The sequence below is a fragment of the Micromonospora terminaliae genome (genome assembly GCF_009671205.1).
Classification (GTDB): Bacteria; Actinomycetota; Actinomycetes; order Mycobacteriales; family Micromonosporaceae; genus Micromonospora; species Micromonospora terminaliae.
In genome coordinates this window covers 5,480,535-5,502,929 of record NZ_CP045309.1, presented here as the reverse complement: position 1 = coordinate 5,502,929, position 22,395 = coordinate 5,480,535, and the positions used below count along the sequence as shown (strand labels likewise).

18 protein-coding genes are annotated in these 22,395 nt (G+C 74.6%); 8 read left to right on the top strand and 10 right to left on the bottom strand.

The features are described 5' to 3' along the window. Positions 1 to 8 precede the first annotated feature (8 nt). From GCE86_RS25350 to GCE86_RS25330, 5 genes are all read right to left on the bottom strand, one after another. Positions 9 to 692 (bottom strand): maleylpyruvate isomerase N-terminal domain-containing protein, encoded by a 684-nt coding sequence (locus GCE86_RS25350; protein WP_154229231.1) that lies wholly within the window; start codon positions 690 to 692, stop codon positions 9 to 11. Between the two features lie 82 nt (positions 693 to 774). Then, a complete protein-coding gene (locus GCE86_RS25345) occupies positions 775 to 1,155 on the bottom strand; it encodes a TFIIB-type zinc ribbon-containing protein (protein ID WP_154229230.1) in 381 nt (126 codons plus the stop codon). Between the two features lie 23 nt (positions 1,156 to 1,178). Continuing rightward, positions 1,179 to 1,811 (bottom strand): phosphoribosyltransferase, encoded by a 633-nt coding sequence (locus tag GCE86_RS25340; RefSeq protein ID WP_154229229.1) that lies wholly within the window; start codon positions 1,809 to 1,811, stop codon positions 1,179 to 1,181. Then, the gene (locus GCE86_RS25335) at positions 1,808 to 3,163 is read right to left on the bottom strand and encodes a glycosyltransferase 87 family protein (protein WP_154229228.1); all 1,356 of its coding nucleotides are present in this window, start codon (positions 3,161 to 3,163) and stop codon (positions 1,808 to 1,810) included. Before GCE86_RS25335 ends, GCE86_RS25340 begins: the two co-directional genes overlap by 4 nt. Before the next feature lie 62 nt (positions 3,164 to 3,225). Next, positions 3,226 to 5,742 carry a putative bifunctional diguanylate cyclase/phosphodiesterase gene (locus tag GCE86_RS25330; RefSeq protein WP_420846487.1) on the bottom strand — a complete coding sequence of 839 codons (2,517 nt, stop codon included), beginning with the start codon at positions 5,740 to 5,742 and terminating at the stop codon, positions 3,226 to 3,228. Between the two features lie 543 nt (positions 5,743 to 6,285). On the opposite strand from GCE86_RS25330, the gene GCE86_RS25325 reads away from it, so the two are divergent. From GCE86_RS25325 to GCE86_RS25305, 5 genes are all read left to right on the top strand, one after another. Beyond that, positions 6,286 to 9,318 (top strand): AfsR/SARP family transcriptional regulator, encoded by a 3,033-nt coding sequence (locus tag GCE86_RS25325; RefSeq protein ID WP_154229227.1) that lies wholly within the window; start codon positions 6,286 to 6,288, stop codon positions 9,316 to 9,318. A 224-nt stretch (positions 9,319 to 9,542) separates the two neighbouring features. Continuing rightward, entirely contained in the window at positions 9,543 to 10,034 is a 492-nt protein-coding gene (gene moaC / locus GCE86_RS25320; protein ID WP_154229226.1) for a cyclic pyranopterin monophosphate synthase MoaC, read from the top strand. Next, positions 10,031 to 10,501, top strand: coding sequence for a MogA/MoaB family molybdenum cofactor biosynthesis protein (locus GCE86_RS25315; protein ID WP_154229225.1), 471 nt, complete (start codon positions 10,031 to 10,033; stop codon positions 10,499 to 10,501). The genes moaC and GCE86_RS25315 overlap by 4 nt, the downstream gene beginning before the upstream one ends. Before the next feature lie 37 nt (positions 10,502 to 10,538). Beyond that, positions 10,539 to 11,798, top strand: coding sequence for a molybdopterin molybdotransferase MoeA (locus GCE86_RS25310; protein ID WP_154229224.1), 1,260 nt, complete (start codon positions 10,539 to 10,541; stop codon positions 11,796 to 11,798). A gap of 55 nt (positions 11,799 to 11,853) precedes the next feature. Beyond that, on the top strand, positions 11,854 to 12,285 hold the full coding sequence (locus GCE86_RS25305; protein WP_154229223.1) for a molybdenum cofactor biosynthesis protein MoaE: 432 nt from the start codon (positions 11,854 to 11,856) through the stop codon (positions 12,283 to 12,285). Between the two features lie 4 nt (positions 12,286 to 12,289). Here the strand turns inward: GCE86_RS25305 and GCE86_RS25300 are convergent, their stop codons facing one another. Together GCE86_RS25300 and GCE86_RS25295 are read right to left on the bottom strand one after the other, a co-directional pair. After that, entirely contained in the window at positions 12,290 to 13,726 is a 1,437-nt protein-coding gene (locus tag GCE86_RS25300) for a glycosyltransferase 87 family protein (protein WP_154229222.1), read from the bottom strand. Between the two features lie 204 nt (positions 13,727 to 13,930). Further along, positions 13,931 to 14,476, bottom strand: a complete 546-nt coding sequence (locus GCE86_RS25295; protein ID WP_154229221.1) for a DoxX family protein — start codon at positions 14,474 to 14,476, stop codon at positions 13,931 to 13,933. A 135-nt stretch (positions 14,477 to 14,611) separates the two neighbouring features. Here GCE86_RS25295 and GCE86_RS25290 point away from each other — a divergent pair, with 135 nt between their 5' ends. Continuing rightward, positions 14,612 to 15,157, top strand: a complete 546-nt coding sequence (locus GCE86_RS25290) for a GNAT family N-acetyltransferase (protein ID WP_154229220.1) — start codon at positions 14,612 to 14,614, stop codon at positions 15,155 to 15,157. A 4-nt stretch (positions 15,158 to 15,161) separates the two neighbouring features. Here GCE86_RS25290 and GCE86_RS25285 read toward each other — a convergent pair whose 3' ends face one another. Both GCE86_RS25285 and GCE86_RS25280 read right to left on the bottom strand, forming a co-directional pair. Beyond that, a complete protein-coding gene (locus GCE86_RS25285) occupies positions 15,162 to 16,397 on the bottom strand; it encodes an ATP-binding protein (RefSeq protein WP_091265089.1) in 1,236 nt (411 codons plus the stop codon). 135 nt (positions 16,398 to 16,532) lie between these two features. Next, positions 16,533 to 17,312 carry an LppU/SCO3897 family protein gene (locus GCE86_RS25280; protein WP_154229219.1) on the bottom strand — a complete coding sequence of 260 codons (780 nt, stop codon included), beginning with the start codon at positions 17,310 to 17,312 and terminating at the stop codon, positions 16,533 to 16,535. An 86-nt stretch (positions 17,313 to 17,398) separates the two neighbouring features. Between GCE86_RS25280 and GCE86_RS25275 the strand changes: the two genes are divergently transcribed. Together GCE86_RS25275 and GCE86_RS25270 are read left to right on the top strand one after the other, a co-directional pair. Then, positions 17,399 to 18,406, top strand: a complete 1,008-nt coding sequence (locus GCE86_RS25275; RefSeq protein WP_154229218.1) for an EamA family transporter — start codon at positions 17,399 to 17,401, stop codon at positions 18,404 to 18,406. 11 nt (positions 18,407 to 18,417) lie between these two features. Beyond that, on the top strand, positions 18,418 to 19,044 hold the full coding sequence (locus tag GCE86_RS25270; protein WP_154229217.1) for a prepilin peptidase: 627 nt from the start codon (positions 18,418 to 18,420) through the stop codon (positions 19,042 to 19,044). A 97-nt stretch (positions 19,045 to 19,141) separates the two neighbouring features. On the opposite strand, the gene GCE86_RS25265 is transcribed toward GCE86_RS25270, so the two are convergent. Beyond that, a complete protein-coding gene (locus GCE86_RS25265) occupies positions 19,142 to 22,330 on the bottom strand; it encodes a UvrD-helicase domain-containing protein (RefSeq protein WP_154229216.1) in 3,189 nt (1,062 codons plus the stop codon). Positions 22,331 to 22,395: the final 65 nt, after the last annotated feature.

The following is a 22,395-nucleotide window of genomic DNA, read 5'->3' as shown; positions in this document are numbered from 1 at the left end:
CGCAGCCGTCACCCGAGCAGGGGGAACCAGCCGGCGGCCTCGCCCAGCTCCAGCCGGTCGCGGTCGGTCAGCGGCACCCGGCCGGTGGCCTTGAGCAGGTAGTCCCGGTCGTCCCAGCCGGTCGGCCGGACCGCGTCATCGGGGAGCAGCCCGTCCACCGTGGCCACCGCCACCCGGGTGGGGGCCTCCGTGGGGAGCGGTGCGCCGGGCAGGTCCAGCACCAGGTCGAGGTGGTGGATGACCGCCTCGGTGGTCAGGGTGGCGAGGAAATCGGGTACGCGCAGCACGTGCCCCTGCGTGGTCACGTGCCCGTCGGGGTCCGCGGCCGCGGCCGCGCGCGCGGCGGCGGGCGCCGTGTCGGACCAGATGCGTACCACGCCGCTGGGCCGGTCGAAGGCGGCGGCGGAGCGGCGGGCCCACCAGGCGTGCTTCACGCTCGCCTCGTCGTCGCCGCCCGGGGTGAACGCGCGCCAGTAGCTGACGTCGTCGACGTCGGCCGGGCCGGGTGCCGGGCTGGCGAGGGTGACGAGCGCCCGTTGCGCGTCGCAGAGCACGTGGAAGAGCAGGTCGGCGACGAGCCAGCCGCGGCAGCGGGTGGGTCGTTGCAGGTCGGCGTCGTCGAGTGGGGTGACGACGGCCGTGATGCCGTCGTACGCCTGCGCCAGCGCCTCGTGCTGCCGGATCGCGGTCATGCCGTGCAGCCTGCCACGACGTGGCGGACTCGGCACGGCGGTGACGCCGGGCCGGTGGGTCGCCGGCCCGGCGTGGCGACGGTCAGTCGAACAGTTCGCCGAGGAAGCCGTGGTGCTTCTTCTTGCGGCGGTAGTGGCCGTGGTAGCCGTAGTGCTGGCCGTACGCGGGCTGCGCGTAGCCGTGGCCGGGCGGCGGCGGGGGCGGCGGTGGGACGGCGCCGTAGCCGGGCTGGTGGGGAGCGGCGGCGGGCGGCGGGGGCGGGGGCGGGGTGTAGCCGCCTCCGGCCGGCGCGGCCTGCCGCGCGCCGTGCTGCTGGTTCCAGTTCGCCTCAGCCTCGAACAGCTTCTCGAGTTCGCCGCGGTCGAGGAAGATGCCGCGGCATTCGCCGCACTGGTCGATGATCACTCCGCTGCGCTCGTACTGGCGCATCTCTCCATGGCATTTGGGGCAGGTGAGCTGCATGACACCGAAGGTACCCGGTGGAATCACGCGGTGGCGCTGAGCGCCTGCGTCACCTCGTCGTCGGAGACCTCGTGGAAGTCGTCGTAGTAGGCCCCGACGGCGGCGAAATCGGGTGGGATCTGGTCGCAGATCACCTGGTCGGCCTCGGCGGCGAGCATCTCGTACGCCTGGTCGGAGCCGACCGGGACGGCCACCACCACGCGGGCGGCGCCCAGGTGCCGGGCCACCTGCACGGCGGCGCGGGCGGTGGCGCCGGTGGCCAGCCCGTCGTCGACGATGACGGCGGTGCGCCCGGCCAGGTCGAGCTGGGGGCGGCCGCCCCGGTAGAGCTGCTCGCGGCGGTCCAGTTCGGTCTGCTCGCGCCGGCGTACGTCGGCGCGCTCGTCCGGGTCGATGCGGTCGGCGATCATGTCGTTGAGCACCTGCACGCCGCCGGGGCCGAGTGCGCCGTAGGCGACCTCGGGGGCCCAGGGCATGCCGAGCTTCCGGATCACCAGCACGTCCAGCGGCGCGCCGAGCCGGTCGGCGATCACCTGGGCGACGGGTACGCCGCCGCGGACCAGCCCGAGGACGATGACGCCGGGTCGACCGGCGAGGTCGCCGAGCCGGCCGGCGAGGATGCGTCCGGCCTCGGCGCGGTCGCGGTAGGTGGTCATGCCTCAGGTCTACGCCCTCCGGCCGGGCCGCGCCGGCCAGTTGCCGGGAAAGGCGGTCCGGGAGCGACGTCGGGGCGGTGCCCGGCGAGCGCGAGGGCGGGGGCGAGGACCAGCAGGGCGATCGGGTAGAGCAGGTAGCCGAAGCGGGTCGAGGGCATCAGCAGGATCGCGGCGAGCAGCCCGTACCCGCAGATCAGGGCGGTGGCGGCGGCGGTGCGCGGCGGGCGGCGCAGCAGCCGGACGGCGATCGCCACCGCGACGGCCGCCAGCAGCGCGGCGGCGACCAGCCGGCCGCCGGGCAGCGCGCTCGCGATCAGGTGGCCGGGGAACGGGGACTGCGCGGGGCTGGTCACCAGCCCGTGCCCGAGCGGGAAGCGCAGCACGTTCTCCACCAGGGCGTCGCGGTCGACCAGCAGCACCGGGAGCAGCGCGAGGACCGGCAGGCCGAGGGCGCCCAGGGCGGTGCGCGTGCCGGCCCGGCGGGTGGCGGCCCAGCAGACCAGCACGACCGCGACCGGCCACGCGAAGAGCTTCAGCGCGCCGGCCGCGCCGACCGCGAGGCCCGCGCGGCCGGGCCGGCCGGCGGCGGCCAGGGCCAGGGCGAGGACGCAGAGCGCGAGTACGGGCAGGTCGTCGCCGCCGGTGGCGAGGGTGAGCGCGCAGATGGGCAGGACGGTGGCGGCCTGGGCCGCGCGCAGCACGGCGGCGTCCCGAGGCGGTGCCGTGGAGCCGGCGGTGGTCCGGAGGGTGTGCACGGCGGCGGCCAACACCAGCGCGGTGACCAGGGCGAACCAGACCCGCGCGTCGGTCCACCAGGTGTCGGCGGCGGCGCGGGGCAGCCCGAACAGCGCCATGCCCGGCTGGTAGGGGGTGTAGCCGAGCAGTTGCTCGCCGGGCGGCAGGGCGGCGATCGCGTCGTGCCCGAGGTAGGGGGTGCCGTGCTCGGCGAGCCGCGCCCCGGCGTGCTCCACCACCACCACCTCCTCCTGCGCCCGGTCGGTCCGGCCGCCGGCGCGCTGCATGCTCTGGGCGACCACCGGCAGCAGTGCGGTGGTGGCCCAGACGAAGCCGGTGACCGCCCAGCGGGCGGGCAGGGCGGCGAGGGCGGTGCCGGGACGCCGGTGCCGGGCCAGGAGCTGGGCGGTCGCGGCGAGTGCCGCCAGGGCGTAGCCGATGGTGGCGAGGGTGCCCCAGGCGCGGTGCGGCAGCAGCGTGGAGGTGGCGGCGGTGACCGCGGCGAAGACCGCCGACAGGGCGTAGAGGCCCACGTCGAGGGCGAGGCCGCCGGCGGCCGTGTCGATCGCCTGCCAGCGGCGGAGGGCGGGGGCGGTCCGGGTGGCGTCGGCGGTCACGCGGGCCAGTCTGGCAGACGGGTACGGCGCCCCCGGCCGCCGATCATGGCGGGCGGCGGTGGTCAGGGGGTGGCGGTGCGGTTGCGGCCGGCGCCGGTGCGGCGGCCGGGCAGGCGGATCACCGCGCCGGCGTCGTGCAGTGGCGGTGCGAGGGCGCCCGGTCGGCCGCCGGCTCCCCGGTGGAGAGCGGCGAGCAGCGTGCCGGACGGCAGCGGCCGGGCGAACAGGTGGCCCTGCCCGGCGGCGCAGCCCAGCTCCCAGAGCGCCCGCCGCTGGGGTTCGCTCTCCACGCCCTCGGCCACCACGGTTAGGTCGAGGCTGCGGCCCAGGTCCAGGGTGGAGCGGATCACGGCGGCGGCCTCGGCGGCGCTCTCCATCGCCGTGACGAAGCTCCGGTCGATCTTCAGCTCGTGCACGGGGATCCGGGAGAGCAGCGAGAGCGAGGAGTAGCCGGTGCCGAAGTCGTCCAGGGCCAGCCGTACGCCGGAGTCGCGCAGCCGGCTGAGCACGCGGTCGACAACGTCGAGCTGGCTGAGCGTCAGGGTCTCGGTCAGCTCCAGCACGAGCCGGTCCGGCGGCAGGTCGTGGGCCCGCAGCCGGGCCAGCACCGCACCGGGGAAGCGGGCGTCGAGGAGGCTGCGTGGCGACACGTTGACCGAGACCGGCAGGTCGAAGCCGGCGTCCCGCCACGACCCGGCGGCGATGAGCGCCTGGTCGAGGATCGCCTCGGCGAAGGCGGGCAGCAGCCCGGAGCGCTCGACCGCCTCGATGAAGCGCAGCGGGTCGATCATGCCGTGCGTCGGGTGGTGCCAGCGGGCCAGCGCCTCGGCGCCGATCACCTCGCCGCTGCCCAGGTCGACGATCGGCTGGAAGTTGACGGTGAACTCGTGGTCGGCGACCGCGCGGGGCAGCTCGCCGCCGAGGGTGAGCCGGCTCAGGTCGGCGGTGTCGCGGGTCGGGGCGTAGGTGGCGATGCGCTGGCCGGCCCGCTTGGCCTGGTACATCGCGACGTCGGCGCGGCGCAGCAGCTCGGCCATGCCGCCGCTGGCCGGGGCGACCGCGATGCCGCCGCTGGCCTCTACGCTGATCCGCATGCCGTCCAGGTCGAGCGGCTCGTGCAGCGCGGCGAGCAGCGCCTCGGCCCGGTGCGCCGCGATCGCCGGGGCGGGCAGGCCGCGCAGCAGGACGGCGAACTCGTCGCCGCCGAGGCGGGCCACCAGGTCGTCGGGGCGGGCCGCGTCGCGCAGCCGGTCGGCGACCTGCGTCAGCACCCGGTCGCCGGCGCCGTGCCCGAGGGTGTCGTTGACCTCCTTGAAGTGGTTGAGGTCGATCAGCACCAGGGCGGTGACGCCCTCGGCGTGCCGGCTGGTGAGCTGCTCGGTGCCCTCGTCGAGCAGGTGCCGGCGGTTGGACAGCCCGGTGAGCGCGTCGTGGGTGGCGGCGTACGCGTGCTCGTCGGCGATGCGGGCCAGCTCGGCGTACGCCTGGGCGTTGCGGACGGCGGTGCAGAGCGCCGAGGCGAAGGTGCGCAGGGTGTACTGCTCCCGCTCGGACAGCTCGATCGGCCCGGCGAACCGCAGTCGCAGGACGCCCAGGTCCACCGCCCGGTCGTGCCCCTCCAGCGCGACCGGCAGGACCCTGCCGTTCACCGCGCTCGGCTCGGGCGTCGCCCCGTCGTACGTGATGCCGCCGGCGTTGCCGCGGACCGTGCGCCCCCGGTCGCGCAGCTCGATCTCGACCTCGTCGGCGGAGAAGAGCTCGGCGGCCTCGGTGACGGCGGTGGTCAGCACCTGGCCGAGGTCGACGACGTTGAGCGCGTCGGTGGCCCGGGCGAGCCTCTGCCAGGCCTGCTGCTCGGTGCGCGTGCGGACGCGCGTCGAGTAGGCGAGGTGCAGGCTGAGCACCAGCGGCGGCACGGCGAGCAGCAGCCGGGGGTCGGCCCGGAGGATGAGCACGGTGCAGGCGGCCACCACGAAGCGGACGGCGAAGCCGGCGAGCCGCAGGTCCAGGTCGTCGCGGAACTGCCGGAGGATGCGGGTGCCGGAGGCGAGTGCGATGACCGGCATCGCCAGCAGGTCGTCGAGGAGCGCCGCGACCAGGTAGACGATGCTCAGGGTGCCGATGAGGTCACCGACGGGCGGGGCTGCGCCGGGCCAGTGGAGAAACCCGGCGACGGCCACGGTTCCCCCGGCGATCAGCACGTTCTTGCCGATGCCGAAGGCCGCCTTGATGGCCGGCAGGCGCAGCACGGCGGAGGCGCCGGCGACACCCAGAACGGTGGCCACGACGACCCAGGAGGCCGGGCTGATCGCGACGCCGATCACGATGGCCGTCTCGACCCACGCGATGGAATGGGTGGTCGACCGGATCCGGACCGACGTTTTGACGACCCCGCCGACCGCGATCATGAAGGTCAGCGTGGCGAACGTGGCCACGTCCCGGACGGAGCTGGGTGGGGTTCGTGCCAGGAAGACCATGGCGGTGACCGTCACCGCTGTGGCGAGGACGACGATGAGACCGACGAGCGTCAGCAGGTGCCGATCGGTCTCAACATCGCGTCGTCCGTCGGTATGGCTCACCCGGCTCCAGTAGCTGAACGGCTGAAGCCTGGACCGGCATCAACCAGCAGGTTCGATGCCAGGAGCCTACCGCGAGGGATTCCCGGGGTGAAGCCCCGCAGTTTCAGTGCCACTCGCTGCCGCGCATCGCCCGACTCCTTCCGGCTCTTTCCGAAGCGTTAGAAGGTTCCGTAAAACCTCGAATGCAGCTTAGGAGCCAGAGGTGTCCAGTCAGAAGAGATAAATGTCGGTATGCGCAATATTAGCCAACACTGTGGCGGTATATGACGGTCTGTCCATGGCGGTTATGCGGAGCGGAGTGAGCCCTATCCCGCACGTGCCCGGCCGGTAGCCGAGCGCGACCGCACTGCTGTGAGACTTGCACCTTGCTTGTCAGCCTGGACAGTTGCCGCTCTATTTTCAACCTCACTTTGGTTGACGGTCCGAACCGGAATGGGCGACGCACGTGCGTAAATACCCCGTAGCGGGCCGGTGGCTCCCCGCGACCGTCGGTAGAATTCCGACGCGATCGATTGACGTGTGCTAAATCCGGAGTCGGCCGACGTGGATATTCGAGTCCTGGGTGGTCTCGCGGTACGGACCGAGGACGGGAATGTGCACCTCGGCACACCGAAACAGCAGCTCGTGTTCGCCATGCTCGCGGTGCAGGTCGGCCGGCTGGTCACCGTGGACGGGCTGGTGGACGAGCTGTGGCCGGAGGACCCACCGCGCTCGGCGGTTCCCAACGTGCGCACCTACGCCGCCAATCTTCGCCGGAGCGTCGAAGCGGCGACCGCCGGGCGTGTCTCGGTGGTCCGGGAACAGGGCGGCTATCGCCTCGGGGTGGAACCGAGCCGGGTCGACCTGGTCCGAGTCGGCACCGGGTGGCGCCGGGCGCGGGAGTTGGCGGAGGCGGGTGAGCCGGTCGACGCCGCAGCGCTGCTCGCGGAGACGATCGAAGCCTGGCCCGAGCCGCTACTGGCCGGGCTGCCGCTGGGTCCCACCCTGACGGCGCGACGTGCGGAGGTGGACCGCGAGCGCCAGGCCGCCGTCGAGTTGCTGGGCGAGTTACGACTGCGGACCGATCGCCCCGACCTGGCCCTGCCGCTCCTGCGTGCCCACGCGTCGCGGTATCCGCTGCGCGAACCCGCCCAGGCCCTGCTCATGCGCGCGCTCATCCGCACCGACGACCTCGCCGGAGCGGTCGCCGTCTACGAGGCCGCGCACGACGCGCTCGCCGAGCAGCTCGGTGTGCCACCCGGGCCCGAGCTGGAACGGGTCCACCGTGCCGCGCTCGGTGCCCGGAGGGCGCGGCGGAGGTTCGCGGGCGGCCCGGTGGCAGCCGCGGCGAGCGGTGGGAACGAGGACGCCGGCCGGGGCCCGAACTGGCTGCCCCGTGTGGTGCCGGACTTCGTCGGACGGCGGGACGTCATCGAGCGGATGCTCGGCGACATCACCGCCGATGAGACCGGCCCGGTGGTGCGGGTGATCGACGGCATGGCGGGCTGCGGCAAGACGACACTCGCGGTCCACCTCGCCCACCGGCTCGCGGACCGGCTTCCGGGCGGGCAACTGTTCGTCGACCTGGGTGGCCACGCGGAGGGTGCGCCGGTCCCACCCGCGTCCGCCCTGGTCACCCTGCTCCGTCAGCTCGGTCTGCCGGCCGGTCGGATCCCCGGGGACCTGCCCGACCGGATCGAGATGTGGCGGCGGGAACTCACCCTCCGCAGGGCCGTGGTGGTGCTCGACAACGCCGTGGACAGCGCGCAGGTCGAGCCCCTGCTGCCCGTCACCGGTCGTGCCGTGGTCCTGGTGACCAGCCGGCGCCGGCTTCTGGCGCTCACCGAGCGGCCTCCGGTGTCGCTTCCCGTGCTGCCCGAGCCCGAAGCGCTGGCCCTGCTCACGTCCCTCGTCGGCGAGGAGCGGGTCGCGGCCGATCCCGACGGGGCGGCGGAGATGGTGCGCATGTGCGGCGGGCTGCCGCTCGCCATCCGCCTGGCCGGCACCCGGCTGGCCCATCGCCCGGCGTGGACCATGTCCGACATGGTCCGCCGGCTGGCGGGGAAGCCGGCGTTCCTTCCGCGGTTGAAGGCGGAGGCGCGAACCGTGGTCGAGGCGTTCGCCGAGTCGTACGAGCCGCTGGACGGCGCGGCCAGGGGTCTCTTCCGATCCCTGGGACTGGTCGCCGCGGGTCACTTCGACACCGCCATGGTGGCCGCGCTCACCGACCTGCCACTGGACGAGGCCGCCGACCTGATCGACGAACTGGTCGACCGGCACCTGGTGGAGGAGATCGCCGAGGGGCGTTACCGCCTGCACGACCTGATGCGACAGTACGCCTACGAACTGTCGCTGCAGACGGACCCGGAACCGGTCCGGAAGGCGGCGGTGGCGGGACTCCTCGATCACCTCCTGCATTCGGTCGTGGTGGTCTCCGCGCCGATCGAGGAGAAGCGCCTGGTCGACCGGAATCTGCGCCTGACGGCGCCCCGGCGTCCCGATCTGCTCTCGGCGCGGCTCCCCGGTGACCTGGAGTGGCTGGAGGAGCAGCGCCTCAATCTGAACTCCCTCGTCCGGCAGGCCGCCCGCGAGGGTCACGAGGCGATGGCGTGGCGGCTGGCCCGGGCGGCCTGGCGCTTCTTCTACATGCGCAGCTACTTCGACGACATCTCCGCCACGCATGGCGAAGGGCTGGTCGCGGCGCGGCGGACGGGCGACCGGCACGCCGTCGCCCTCATGCACAACTACCTCGCCTCGGCCTGCGTGCGTACCGGCGCCTATCAGGAGGCGTCGGCCCACCTGCACGAGGTGGTGTCGATCCGGGCGGAACTCGGCGACGTCGAGGGCACGGATCGCGCGCGGGTGAACCTGGGCGTCGTGTACTGGCTGACCGGCCGCATCCAGGAGTCGCTCGACGTCAACGAGGCCGCCGTGCGGGCCGGCGCCCTGGACACCCTGCCCGTGCTGCCCAACCTGGGTCTCACCCTGCGGTTCCTGGGCCGGCACGACGAGTCCATGGCGGTCCATCGGCTGCACCTCTTCGTCGCCCGGGTCAGAGGGGACCTGTTCCACCTGTCCAACGCGCTCGGTCACCTCGGGGGCGTCCGCTACCGCATCGGCCAGAACGCACAGGCGGAACGCCTGCTCCGGGCGTCCCTGGCGCTGCGGGACCGCACCGGCAACGGGTACGCCCGGGCCGAGACCCTCAGCGACCTGGCCGGTACCTACCGGCAGCTCGGCCGGCTCGACGAGGCGCTGCGGCACCACCACGCCGCGATCGAGGCGGCGGCCAACGCCGGGGAACGCCACGTCCAGGCCGAGGCCCGCAACGAACTGGCCATGACACTGCGGGTCGCCGGACGACCGGAGGAGTCGGTGGCCATGTTCCATGAGGCGCTCGACATCGCCACCCGCATCGCGCATCCCTACGAGCAGGGCCGGGCGCTGAGCGGCCTCGCCGAACACCTGGCGGACACCGATCCCGAGGAGGCACGCCGGTACCGGCGCAGGGCCCTGGCGATCTTCGAGCGGACGGGGGTGCCTGAGCAGCACGAGATCCGCCGGCTGCTGGCGGAGGTCCGGCCGGACCGGGTCTGAACCGGTTTATCGATTCCTTATCGCCTGGCTCGTTAGCGTCGCGGCATGTCGGCCAACGGGGGCGGTCCGCTGCACGGGGGACCCGGTCGACGAGGCCCCCGCCGTCAGTTTCCCCCCAGCGAATCGACGGCGGGCAGGTGTGGGAGGGGTGCCGTGCGGTGCCCCTCCCCGCCGCCGGCCCCGACGCGCGCGCCCGGGCGTACCGGGCGGATAGGCTCGCGGCCGTGACCGATCCCGCGCAGCTCACCCACGTCGACCCGGCCGGCGCGGCCCGGATGGTCGACGTCTCCGCCAAGCCGGTCTCCGGCCGGCTCGCGGTCGCCGCCGGCCGCCTCCGCACCACCGCCGAGGTGGTGGAGCTGCTGCGCCGCGACGGCCTGCCCAAGGGGGACGCCCTGGCCGTCGGCCGGCTCGCCGGGATCATGGGGGCCAAGCGCACCCCCGACCTGATCCCGCTCTGCCACCCGATCGCCCTGCACGGCGTCACCGTCGACCTGCGGCTCACCGACGACACGGTCGAGATCACCGCCACGGCGAAGACCGCCGACCGGACGGGGGTCGAGATGGAGGCGCTCACCGCGGTGGCCGTCGCCGGGCTCGCCCTGGTCGACATGGTCAAGGCGGTCGACCCGGCGGCCTCGGTGGACGCGGTCCGGGTGCTGCGCAAGGAGGGCGGCAAGACCGGCGAGTGGGTCCGGCCGGAGGACCGGCCGTGATCCGGGCCCGGGTGATCGTCGCCTCGAACCGGGCGGCCGCCGGGGTGTACGCGGACACCAGCGGCCCGCTCCTCGTCGCCGGCCTGCGGGAGCTGGGCTGCGAGGTCGACGAGCCGGTGGTGGTGCCCGACGGCGAGCCGGTCGGCGTGGCGCTGCGGGCGGCCCGCGACGAGGGCGTCGACGTGGTGCTGACCAGCGGCGGCACGGGGGTCACCCCGACCGACCGCACTCCCGACGTGACCCGCCCCCTGCTCGACTACGAGATCCCCGGCATCGCCGAGGCGATCCGGGCACACAGCCGCGAGGCCGTGCCGACGGCCGCGCTGTCGCGCGGGCTGGCCGGGGTGGCCGGCCGGATGCTGGTGGTCAACCTGCCCGGGTCGCGCGGCGGGGCGAAGGACGGCCTGGTGGTGCTCGGCCCGATCCTGCGGCACACCGTCGACCAGCTCCGCGGCGGCGACCACTGACCGCACACCCCCGCCGCACCGGGGATAGGCTCGGCCGATGAGCACGGAAACCGCAGCCGCCGCGGCCGAGGTCGCCGCGCCGCCGCCGGCCGGGTGGGAGGAGGCCCGCTCCCGGGTGTACGCGGTGGGTCTCGCCGCCGCGCTCCCCACGATCGGCCGGTCGCTCGCCGAGGCCGACGGGCACACCCTGGCCGAGCCGCTGGCGACGCGTACCGACCTGCCGGCGTTCCCGACCTCCAGCGTGGACGGCTGGGCGGTGCGTGGGGACGGCCCGTGGCGGGTGGTCGGCCGGGTGCTCGCCGGGCAGACCCCGCCCCCGCTGGCGGCGGACGGCAGCACGGTGGAGATCGCCACGGGTGCGATGGTCCCCGAGGGCACGACGGCGATCCTGCGGATCGAGGAGTCGGCCCGCACCGCGGACGGCCGGGTGACCGGCACGCCCCGGCCCGTGCCGGAGTGGCGGGAGCCGGGTGAGGAGGCGTACGCCGGGGAGGAACTGCTGCCCGCCGGCACGCCTGTCGACCCGGCGGTGATCGGCCTGGCCGCCTCCTGCGGGTACGACACCCTGCGGGTCCGCCGCCGGCCCCGCGCCGCGCTGCTGGTCTTCGGCGACGAACTGCTGACCGAGGGTCCGCCCGGGGCCGGCCGGGTCCGGGACGCGCTCGGCCCGGCGGTGCCCGCCTGGCTGCGCCGCTACGGCTGCCAGGTGCGCCCCGCCGACGTGGTCGGCCCGGTGGCCGACACGCTCCCCGCCCACGTGGCCGCGGTGCGCGCCGCGCTCGCCGACGCCGACCTGGTCTGCACCACCGGCGGCACCATGCACGGCCCGGTCGACCACCTGCACCCGACGCTGGAGACGCTCGGCGCCGACTACGTGGTGAACACCGTGGCGGTCCGGCCCGGCTTCCCGATGCTGCTGGCCCGGCTGGTCGGCGACGACGGCCGCGTCCGTTTCGTGGCCGGCCTGCCGGGCAACCCGCAGTCCGCCGTCGTGGCGCTGGTCTCGCTGGTCGCGCCGCTGCTCGCCGGCCTGCAGGGCCGGCCGATGCCGGTGCTGCCGCAGGTCACCCTGGCAGAGGCGGTCCCCGGGCGCGGCGACCACACCCACCTGGCCCTGGTGCGCTGGGACCGGGCGGCCGGCACGGCACACCCGGTCCGCCACGTCGGTTCGGCGATGCTGCGGGGTCTGGCCGGCGCCGACGGCTTCGCGGTGATCCGCCCGGGCACGAGCGGCGCGGCGGGCGACCGGGTGCCACTCGTACCGTTGCCGTTGACCACTGGAGAGCGGGCATGGTGAGCGCGAGGAGTGAGCCGGGGTTGCGAGCCCCGCAGTCGCAAACCGGGGAGGCTCAGTGAGTACGGCCGTCGGTGTGGTCCTCGGCGCGGTGACCGACCGGCCGCTGGACCTGGCCGCGCACGAGGCGGCGGTCGCCGACCGCCGCGCCGGCGCGGTGGTCTCGTTCCAGGGCGTGGTCCGCGACCACGACCACGGCCGCACGGTCACCCTGCTGGAGTACGAGGGCCACCCGACCGCCGAGGCCGTGCTGCGCGAGGTGGCGGCCGAGATCGCCGCCGACCCCGAGGTGTACGCCGTGGCGGTGTCCCACCGGATCGGCCCGCTGGAGATCGGCGACGTGGCCCTGGTCGCGGCGGTCAGCACCGCGCACCGGGCGGCGGCGTTCGCGGCCTGCGCGCGGCTGGTCGACGAGGTGAAGGCGCGGCTGCCGATCTGGAAGCGGCAGGTGTTCGCCGACGGCACGGAGGAGTGGGTGAACTGCCCCTGACTCCTCAGCGCCGGGCGGCGGGCTGAGCCACCCGGGCGAGCCGGTCGTGGTAGAAGGCCGGTTCCGCGCCGGGGCGCCAGGGCAGCGCCGCGACCAGCACGATCAGGGCGACGGCCAGGGAGTTCTCCATCAGCGCGCCGAACAGGCCGTCCTGGTAGTGGGACACCTCGGGGAGCTGGTGCTCGTACGGCCAGATCGGCGAGACGAGGAAGAGCAGGTAGAGCCCGAGCGCGCCGGCCCCGTGCCGGAGCCCGGTGAGGGCCGGGTACCAGATCGGCGGCCGGAGCGCCGGAACCCCGGTGGCCGGTGGCGTGGCGGTGGCCCGGGGCACCAGGCCGCGGCTCGCCTCGCGGCGGCGTACGGCGGCGTCGGCCAGCACGATGATCGCCGGGATGACCCACACCAGGTGGTGCGACCAGGAGATCGGGCTGATCACGTTGGCGGTGAGCCCGACCAGGGTGAACGCGGTCAGCTCGTCGCCGTCGGCGCGGGCGCTGGTCGCCCGGGACAGCCCGAGCGCCAGCATCAGCACCGCGAAGGCCAGCCAGAGCAGGCCGGGCGTCTCGATGGAGTCGTAGAGCCGGGCCAGCAGGCCGGCGAGCGACTGGTTGGCGGTCATGTCCGCCGCGCCGACCCGTTCGGTCTGCCAGAGCACGCTGGTGAAGTACGTCCGCGACTCCTCGCCGACCAGCGCGAACGACGCGATGGTCACGCCGATGGTGGTGCCGACGGCGGTCAGCGCGGCCCGCCACTGCCGGGTGATCATCAGGTACGCCACGAACAGCGCCGGGGTGAGCTTGACCGCGGTGGCCAGCCCGATGCCCACCCCGGCCCAGGTGCCGCTGTAGACGAACCGGGCCAGCGCCGAGTCGGCGGTCTCGTGGTGGGTGCCGCGCCGGGCCCGCCAGCGCAAACCGACCAGGTCCGCCATGATCAGCGCGAAGAGCAGGAGGTTGACCTGGCCGTAGCCGAGGGTCTCCCGGGACGGCTCGATGGCCACGGCCAGCGGGGTGGCGATGCCGACGGTGAACCAGAGCGACCAGCCCAGCCGGTCGATGATCGGGCGCAGCAGCGCGGCCAGCACGACGGCGAGGGCGGCGATGCTGGCCAGGGCGTTGAGCCAGCCGGCGGCGTCGACCGGCAGCCAGGACATCGGCAGCATGGCCAGGCCCGCGAACGGCGGGTAGGTGAAGCCCAGGGTGGTGGACGGGGCGATGAAGTCGTACAGCTCGTTGCCGTTCGCCCACCACACGACGGCACCGTGGTAGATCTTCATGTCGAAGAAGTTGTAGGGCCGGCCGAAGGCGCCGATGGCGAGCCACGCGCTGTAGGCGACGGCGGCCACGACCCCGGCCCGTACGACGATCCGGCGGTCGACCCCCCGCGTCACGCGCTGGAGGGGAGTGAGGCGGTCCATCCGTCTACCGACTGTCGTCGGCATGGCGTGGCCACCCCCGTACCAATATCGTCCTGCCCCTCCAGGTCCAGCACGGAGCCTAGAACGGCGCCTCACGTCACTGCCTCCCGCGTTATGCGACCGTGTCCGATCCCACACGTGTTTTTGACATTTCCACCGCGTTAACGGGTGTCGGACGGTTCAGGTGATTGGTGGCCTTGCGGGGGGTGGTGGCCGTATTGATGCAGGTCAGCCGGGGATCCGGCGGGCGGTGGCCGCCGAGCGTACGGCGATCTTCGCCTCCCGGCGGGCGGTCCGGACCGCGCGCTGCACCGAGCGGCGCGAGTGGTTGATCCGGTGGCCGGTGCGCCAGCGGAGCCCCGGCTTGCCCTCGGTGTCGGCGGCGGCGAGCAGGAGGCCGCCGAAGAGCCCGAGGTTCTTCAGGAAGTGGATCTGGTTGTTGTTCCGTGCCGCCGGGTCGTCGTTGTTCCAGAAGGGATGGCCGGCGGCGGTGGTCGGCACCAGGGTGGCGGCGAGGACGAGCGCGGCCGGCCGGGTGAACCTGCCGGTCGCCAGCATCAGGCCGCCGATCAACTGGGTGGCCGAGTTGGCCCGCACCAGCGTCGCGGTGTCGGTGGGGATGCGGGGGTGGACGTTCTGGAGCAGCGGCGTCACCTTGTCGGTGATCGGCTGCGCGGCCGGGACCAGCCGTCCCGGGTTCCGCAGGTTGCGGGCGCCGCTGACCACGAAGATGCCGCTCAACATGACGCGGGCGAGGGAGCGCACGGGCTTCATGGCTCAGTCATACCCCGTCGCGGCCCTCGCCACCCCCGCAACACCCGAAAGGGATCGGCCGACGTGGACGTCCAGTGGGTACCGATTTCAGCGACCGTCGCGGATGGACGGGCTCCGGGCGGTAAGGTCGCGCGGGTGACGACGCTGCGACTCCGACCCGAGGACCCGGCGGACGAGGAGCCGGTCGCCCGGGTGCTGGCCGGCGCGTTCGCCCGCCCCGACGTGGCCACCCCGCCCGAGGTGGGGCTGGTCGAGGACCTGCGGCGCAGCGACGCCTGGATCCCGGAACTGGCCATGGTCGCCGAGTACGGCGGCGAGGTGGTGGGCTACGCGCTGCTCACCCGGGTGCAGGTGCGTACCGACGGCGGCGCCTGGCCGGCGCTGGCCCTCGGCCCGGTGGCGGTCGCCCCGCACCGGCAGCGGGTCGGGCACGGCGTGGCGGTGGTGCAGGCCGCCCTCGACGCGGCCACCGAACTGGGCGAGCGGCTGGTGGTGGTGCTGGGCGACCCGGCGTACTACCGCCGGTTCGGGTTCGGGCGGGCGGACCGGCTGGGGTTGACCAGCCCGTGGTCGGGGCTGGGCGAGCCGTGGCAGGCGCTGGTGCTGCCGCCGTCCACGAGCAACGAGCCACCGCCCCCGGCCGGGGAGGTGGTCTTCCCGCCACCCTGGTCGAAGGTCTGACCGCTCAGGCCGGCTGGGTGCGCAGGTAGCGGCCGAAGTGCGGGACGGTGAAGGCGACCGTGCCCCGCTCGCCCGAGTAGATCAGGCCCTTCTTGATCAGCGCGTCCCGGGCGGGCGAGAGGCTGGCCGGCTTCCGGCCCAGCGCCCGGGCGATCTCCGCGGTGGGCACCGCCGCGTCCATGTCGTCGCGGCCGCTCTCCTCCCCGTCCACCAGGGCGAGCGTCGCCATGGCGCGCATGTACTCGCGCTCGGCCGGGGTGGCCCGCTCGAACCGGGAGCCGAAGAAGCCCACCGCCAGCTCCGCCTCCGCCTCGGGCGCGGCGACCCGGACGTCCGCCGCGGTGATCGGCGACCGGGGCGCGTGGTCCCAGGTGGCCTTCCCGTACGCCTGGACGAAGTACGGGTAGCCGCCGGACTTCTCGTAGAGCAGGTCGAGGGCCTTCTGCTCGTACTCGACCTCCTCCCGCTCGGCCGGGGCGCAGAGCGCCTGGTCGGCGGCGATCCGGTCGAGTCGGTCGATCCGCTGGTAGCGGAAGAGCCGCTCCGAGTACGACTTCGCGGCGCTGAGCACGGCCGGCAGGTGCGGCAGCCCGGCGCCCACCACGATCAGCGGCGCGCCGAGCTGGGACAGCTCGTGGCAGGCGGCGCAGAGCGCGGAGACGTCCTCCGCACCGAGGTCCTGCATCTCGTCGATGAAGATCGCGACGCCGGTGCCCACGTCGGTGGCCACCGCGGCGGCGTCGGTGAGCAGCTCGACCAGGTCGATCTCGATGTCGCCGGAGTCGGCCCGGCCGCTGCTGGCCGGCACGTCGATGCCCGGCTGCCAGCGGTCGCGCAGCTTCGGGGCGGCTCCGCCCCGTCCGGCCGGGGCGGCGCGCTGGGCGAACGCCTTGAGGACCCCGAGGAAGGCGTCGATCCGGTCGGGGGCGCGGTGCCGGGGGGCCAGCTCGCGGACCGCCATGTGCAGCGCGGCGGCGACCGGCCGGCGCAGCGACTGGTCCGGCCGGGCCTCGATCTTGCCGGTGCCCCAGAGGTGGTTGATGGCCTGCGAGCGCAGCGTGTTGAGCAGGACGGTCTTGCCGACGCCGCGCAGCCCGGTGAGCATGAGGCTGCGTTCCGGCCGGCCGCGGGCGATCCGCTCCAGCACCACGTCGAAGACATCCAGCTCCCGCCCCCGCCCGGCGAGTTCGGGCGGGCGCTGACCGGCGCCCGGGGCGTACGGGTTGCGGACCGGATCCACGAATCGCACAGTATCGGGCCGTCTAGCGGCGGGGCTAGACATGTGTAGATGCGGCTACCGCGTGTCGGACCGTCGAGACGAAACTAGGGCTGTCTAGCAATAACGCTAGACAGCCCTAGTTTTGGCTACGGTGCCCTACCGCCGCTTGAGGCAGAGCACGAAGTCGAGGTCGTTGAGCTGGCTGTCGAAGAAGTACCAGTCGGTGTAGCCCGCCACCTTCGCGCACTTCGCCTCGGCGTCCTTCTTGCCGCTGGTCGACCCGTCGATGCGGCGCAGCACCTGGTAGGTCTTCGCGCCGCACTCGGTGATCACCAGCTTCGGCTCGGCGGCGGCGCCCTCGTTGGCGACGCACTGGCCCGCCTTCACGAACCGCGGGTCCGTCGAGGAGGCCGGGGCCGGCGGGGTCGTGGGCACATCGGCCGGCGCGCCCGAGGCTCCGGTCGGACCGGCGGCCGGCGCGGAGGCCGACGCCGTCCCGCTCGGGGTGGCGTCGTCCCGCCCGAGCATCCAGTAGGCCCCCGCGCCGCCGAGCAGCAGCACCGCCAGCACGACCAGGACCACGAGCAGCGGCCCCTTGCCGCGCTTCGGCGGCGTCGGCTCGGCGTACGGCTGCTGGCCGCCGTAGCCGGGGTCGGCCGGGTAGCCCTGGTAGGGCGGGGCGGCCGGCGGTGGGCCGGCGTTCCAGGCGGGACCCGGCTCGTAGCGCTGGGTCGACTGGTCGTAGCGCTGGGCGGGCGGCTCGTAGTGGGGGGCCGCCGGGTCGTAGTGCCGGGTCGGCGCCTCGCCCCAGCCGCCCTGCTGCCCGCCGTACCCCGGGTCGTAGCGGGGATCGGCCGGCGGAGGGTAGCCGTCGTCGGGGCGCCGCCCACCCCACGGCTCGGGGGAGCCGCCGCCCGGTGGTCCGAAGTTCGACATGAACGTCCTCCTGCGTACGCCAGTGCTGAGAGGCCGGCCACCAACAGGGGACGCCGACGCCGTGGTCACCGTAGCGTGGTCCACCGATGAGCTCACGCCCCACGAGTGCGACGCCCGCCGTCGACCACGCCACCGCACCGGCCCGTCCCGCCCTGATCTGGACCGCGCTGGTCCTGGTCTACGTGCTCTGGGGCTCGACCTACCTGGGCATCCGGGTCGCGGTCGAGTCCCTGCCGCCGCTCACCTCCGCCGCGCTGCGGTTCGCCGCCGCCGCCGTGGTGCTCGGTCTCGTGCTGCGGCTGCGCCGCGGCCCGGGTGCGCTCCGCGTCGACTGGCGGCAGCTCGGCTCGGCCGCGCTGGTCGGGGTGCTGCTGCTGGCCGGCGGCAACGGTCTCGTCGTGCTCGCCGAGTCCGGCCCCGAGGGGACCGCGCTGCCCTCCGGCATCGCCGCGCTGCTGGTGGCCACGGTCCCGCTGCTGGTCGTGCTGCTGCGCACGGTCGGCGGCGACCGGCCCCGCCCGTGGACCTTCGCCGGGGTGGCCGTCGGCTTCGTCGGTCTCGTGCTGCTCGTGCTGCCGGGCGGCGGCTCGGGGAGCGTGCCGCTGGTCGGCGCGCTGACCGTCGTGGCGGGTGCCGTCAGCTGGTCGGTCGGCTCGTACCTCTCGGGCCGGATCCGGATGCCGGCCGACCCGTTCGTGGCCACCGTCTACGAGATGCTCGCCGGCGCCGCGGCACTCGCCGTGGTCGCGGCCGTCCGGGGCGAGCTGGACGGCTTCTCCCCCGCCGAGGTGACCGGCCGTTCCTGGGCCGCGCTGGTCTACCTCATGGTGGCCGGTTCGCTGGTCGCCTTCACGGCGTACGTCTGGCTGCTGGCCCACGCGCCGATCTCGCTGGTCTCCACCTACGCGTACGTGAACCCGGCGGTCGCCGTGGCGCTCGGCGCGCTGCTCGTCGCCGAGCCGGTGACCCCGCAGGTGCTGCTCGGCGGCGCGGTGATCGTGGCCGGCGTCGCCGTGGTGGTGAGCACCGAGCGCCCGCACCGGTCCGCGGCACGACCCGTCAAAGGGGCGGCCCCGGAGCCGGCCCGCCGGTAACGTCCCGGCCCGTGTCGGCGGGGCTGGTGACGGGTGTCGCGCTCCTCGGCGCGCTGGCCGGCCGCGCCGCCGTTCCGCTCGCCCGGCACTCCGCACACCCTCGGCCTCCGGCCGCCCGGTCCACCGGGCCGACACTAGCCGGGGCGACCGTGTTCGGCGGCCTCGCTGCCACGCGCGGCGGCGATCCGGCGTTGCCGGCGTTCCTGGCGATGGCGGCTATCGGGCTGGCGCTCGCCCTCGTGGATCTCGACTGCCTGCGACTCCCCGACCGGCTGGTTGCCGCCGCGGCGGGCGCGGGCGGGGCCGGCCTGGTCGGGGCGGCACTCGTCGCCGGCACGCCGGGCGGGCTGCTGGCCGCCCTGACCGGCGCGGCGGTCTCCTTCGCCGGGTACGTGCTGCTCGCCCTGCTCCCCCGCTCACGGCTCGGCTTCGGCGACGTCAAGCTCGCCGCCGCGCTCGGCCTGCCGCTCGGCTGGCTGGGCTGGCCGGCCCTGGGTCTCGGCCTGCTCCTCCCGCACGTGCTGCACGGGGTGGTCGTCCTCGGCCTGCTCGCCGCCCGCCGGGTCGCCCGCGACACGCCGCTCCCGTTCGGTCCGGCGCTCCTCACCGGCGCCTGGCTCGCGGTCCTGCTCGCCTGACCCGGTGGAGCGCGCGCCGCTCGGCTGCGCCGGCTCGGCGAGGTGGCGGTGTCCCGTCATCGCGGCGGGCGCCACCTCGCCGAGCTGCGGCGAAGGCTCAGATCAGGCGGAGCTGGCGATCCTTCGGGCGGCGGGGTTCCGTGTCACCGAAGCGCTCGAACAGGCCCGGGTCGATCACGTCCAGGAATGGAGAAGGGCGGCACTCGCGCTCCGACCCGTGCCGGGTACGCCGGGCCGCGTGGCTCACGTACAGCCGGTCCTGGGCCCGGGTCAGCCCGACGAAGAAGAGCCGCCGCTCCTCGGCCACCGCGTCGTCCGGCTCCTGCCCGGGCCAGCGCAGCGGCAGCAGCCCGTCCTCGGCGCCGACCAGGAAGACCACGGGGAACTCCAGCCCCTTCGCGGCGTGCAGGGTGAGGAGGGTGACCGCCTCGGCGCGCGGGTCGAGGGCGTCCACCTCCGCCCCGGTCGCGAGCTGGGCGAGGAACAGTCCGAGGTCGTCGCCGCAGCGCCGGGCCAGCGGGGTGAGCAGGTCGACGGCGGTGCGGACGTCCTCGGGGCGTACCGCGCCGGAACCGTCGAGGGTGGGCACCGCGAAGCGCTCCGCCAGGATCTGGCCGGCCAGCCGTACCCGGGCGGTCAGCGAGCCGTCGAGCCCGGCGTGCCGCAGCTCGCGGGCGATGGCCGTCACGCCCGGCCGGTCGCGCAGCCGGTCGTGCGACCGCTTCTGCACCGGGATGTTCGCCCGGGCCAGCGCGTCCACGAGGGGCGCGGCCTGCGAGTCGGTGCGGTAGAGCACCGCGATGTCGGAGAACGACAGCGAGGTGGCCCGGCCGTCGATCCGGCCCGAGTCGAGGGAGCGGTGGGAGAGGCCGCCGACCAGGTCGTCGATGGTGCGTACCAGGAAATCGGCCTCGTCCGCGACGGAGGTCGCGGCGTAGCGACCGACCAGCGGGGCCTCCGGGTCGAGCCGGGCCGGGTCGAGCCGGCGGCCGCGGACCAGCGACGACGGCGCGATGGCCTGCACGGCGGCGGCCAGGATCGGCGCCGACGAGCGGTAGTTGCGGTTCAGCCGGACCAGCCGGGCGTCCGTGAAGTCCTGGGAGAAGCGCAGGAAGTAACCGACGTCCGCGCCCCGGAACGAGTAGATCGCCTGGTCGGGGTCGCCGATGGCGCAGAGGTTGCCGTCGGGCGGGCTGAGCAGCCGCAGCAGCTCGTACTGGACGGCGTCGACGTCCTGGTACTCGTCGACGAAGATCCACTTCCAGCATTCGCGGTACTCCCGGACCAGCTTCCGGTCACCCTTCAGCAGCGCCACCGGCAGGGTGAGCAGCTCGTCCAGGTCGACCAGGTCCCGCTTGCGCAGCAGCGTCGCGTACCGGTCGTCGTCCTCGCCGGCCTCCGCGCGCGCGGCGGCCCGGTCGGCGTCGTCGGCGATCCGGAAGTCCGCCGGCAGGCCCGCGGCCGGCGCGTTCTCCCGCAGGATGGTCAGGCCCAGCGAGTGGAACGTGCCGACCGTGACGTCCTCGGCCACCGGGCCGAGCAGCCCGTCCAGCCGGTGCCGCAGCTCCTCCGCCGCCCGCCGGGTGAAGGTGATCGCCAGGCACTGCTCCGGGAAGACGTTCAGCTCCGCACACAGGTACGCGATCCGGTGCGTCAGCGTCCGGGTCTTGCCGGTGCCCGGGCCGGCCACGATGAGCAGCGGGCCGCCCGGCGCCGAGGCCGCCACCCGCTGCATCGCGTCGAGCCGGTCCAGCAGCCCGGTGCCGACCTCCTCCATCCCGGCGAGCATCGGCTCGAACGGCTCGTGCGGGGAGGGTGGGGGCGCGATCGGTGGCGGTGGCGGGGGAGCCGGCTTGCGCTTCGGCTCCGCCTTGGCCGCCGCCGGGCGCTTGGCCTTCGGCTTCGGCGCCGGCTCCGCGGGCCTCCGCTGCGCGGGCACGGGTACGTCGAAGAGTGCGTCCTGGCCGGTGCCCCCGCCCGGCGACCCCAGCTCGGCCGGGTCGAAGAGGGTGATCACGCCGTACTCGCCGTCGTAGCCGGGGACCCGCCGCACCTCGCCACGGCGCAGCCGGCCGATGCCCTCCGCGAGCAACTCACCACCGACGCGGCCGATCTCGTCCAGCGGGGTACGGAGGAGGATGTCCAGCTCCGGCCCGAGCGCGGCGATCAGCTCGTGGAGCTTGCCCTCGACCTTCTTCGAGCGGGCGCCCACCCGGTTCAGCTCACCCAGGATCTCGGCCAGCGGCACCAGGTGGGTCACCTCCCGGGCGTGCGCCGGGCGGTGCCCCTCGGGCCGGTCGGCCAGCTCCTCGACCCGGCTCAGTACGCCCACCGTCAGCGGCTTCCCGCACTCCGGGCAGCGTCCGCCGGCCTCCCGCGTGCGCTCCGGGGACCAGTTCACCCCGCAGAGCCGGTGCCCGTCGGCGTGGTACTTGCCCTCCTCCGGGAAGAACTCGATGGTCCCGGCCAGCCCGTCGCCGGTGCGCAGCGCCTCGCGGATCGCGAAGTAGTCGCGGGCCGAGTCGAGGACGGTCGCCTCCCGGGCCAGGGCCGGCGGCGAGTGCGCGTCCGAGTTCGACACCAGCTGGTAGCGGTCCAGGCTGCCGACCCGCCAGTTCATCTCCGGATCGGAGGAGAGGCCGGTCTCCACGGCGAAGATGTGCTCGGCCAGGTCGGCGTAGCAGTCGGCGATGGCGTCGAAGCCGGACTTCGAGCCGAGCGCCGAGAACCAGGGCGTCCAGATGTGCGCCGGCACCAGGTAGCCGTCCGGGCTGGCCTCCAGGGTGATCTCCAGCAGGTCGCGGGAGTCCAGCCCGAGGATCGGCCGGCCGTCCGAGCCCAGGTTGCCGATCCGCCCCAGCGCGGTGTTGAACCGGGCCACCGCGTCCAGGTCCGGCAGGTAGATGAGGTGGTGCACCTTCCGGGTCCGGTCGTCGCGCTTGTAGATCGTGGAGATCTCCACGCTGAGCAGGAACCGGACCGGGTCCGCCTCCGCCTCGCTCGCCAGCCGGGGCGGCAGCCGCCGGGCGATGTCCCGCTCCGCCTCGCGGCTCAGCCGGTAGAGGCCGGGCTCGGCGGGGTGCAGGGTTTCCCGCAGGTGGTCGTACCAGGCGGGGTGGGTGAAGTCGCCGGTGCCGAGCACACCGATGCCCTTGCGTCGGGCCCACCAGCCGAGGTTCGGCAGGGTCAGGTCACGGCTGCACGCGCGCGAGTACTTCGAGTGGATGTGCAGATCCGCGACGAACGGCGGGAGGCCACCGGGGGGTGCGGCGCTGAACGGAGGCACGCCGCATCCTGTCACGCCCGGTCCCCCGGCCGCCCGCCGCCACGCGTACGCGTGACCTGAGCAAT

Excerpts from the sequence above, each read along its gene's own strand:
- GCE86_RS25350 (WP_154229231.1), bottom strand. The coding sequence starts at position 692 with ATGACCGCGATCCGGCAGCACGAGGCGCTGGCGCAGGCGTACGACGGC.
- GCE86_RS25345 (WP_154229230.1), bottom strand. The coding sequence starts at position 1,155 with ATGCAGCTCACCTGCCCCAAATGCCATGGAGAGATGCGCCAGTACGAG.
- GCE86_RS25340 (WP_154229229.1), bottom strand. The coding sequence starts at position 1,811 with ATGACCACCTACCGCGACCGCGCCGAGGCCGGACGCATCCTCGCCGGC.
- GCE86_RS25310 (WP_154229224.1), top strand. The coding sequence starts at position 10,539 with ATGAGCACGGAAACCGCAGCCGCCGCGGCCGAGGTCGCCGCGCCGCCG.
- GCE86_RS25300 (WP_154229222.1), bottom strand. The coding sequence starts at position 13,726 with ATGCCGACGACAGTCGGTAGACGGATGGACCGCCTCACTCCCCTCCAG.
- GCE86_RS25295 (WP_154229221.1), bottom strand. The coding sequence starts at position 14,476 with ATGAAGCCCGTGCGCTCCCTCGCCCGCGTCATGTTGAGCGGCATCTTC.
- GCE86_RS25280 (WP_154229219.1), bottom strand. The coding sequence starts at position 17,312 with ATGTCGAACTTCGGACCACCGGGCGGCGGCTCCCCCGAGCCGTGGGGT.
- GCE86_RS25275 (WP_154229218.1), top strand. The coding sequence starts at position 17,399 with ATGAGCTCACGCCCCACGAGTGCGACGCCCGCCGTCGACCACGCCACC.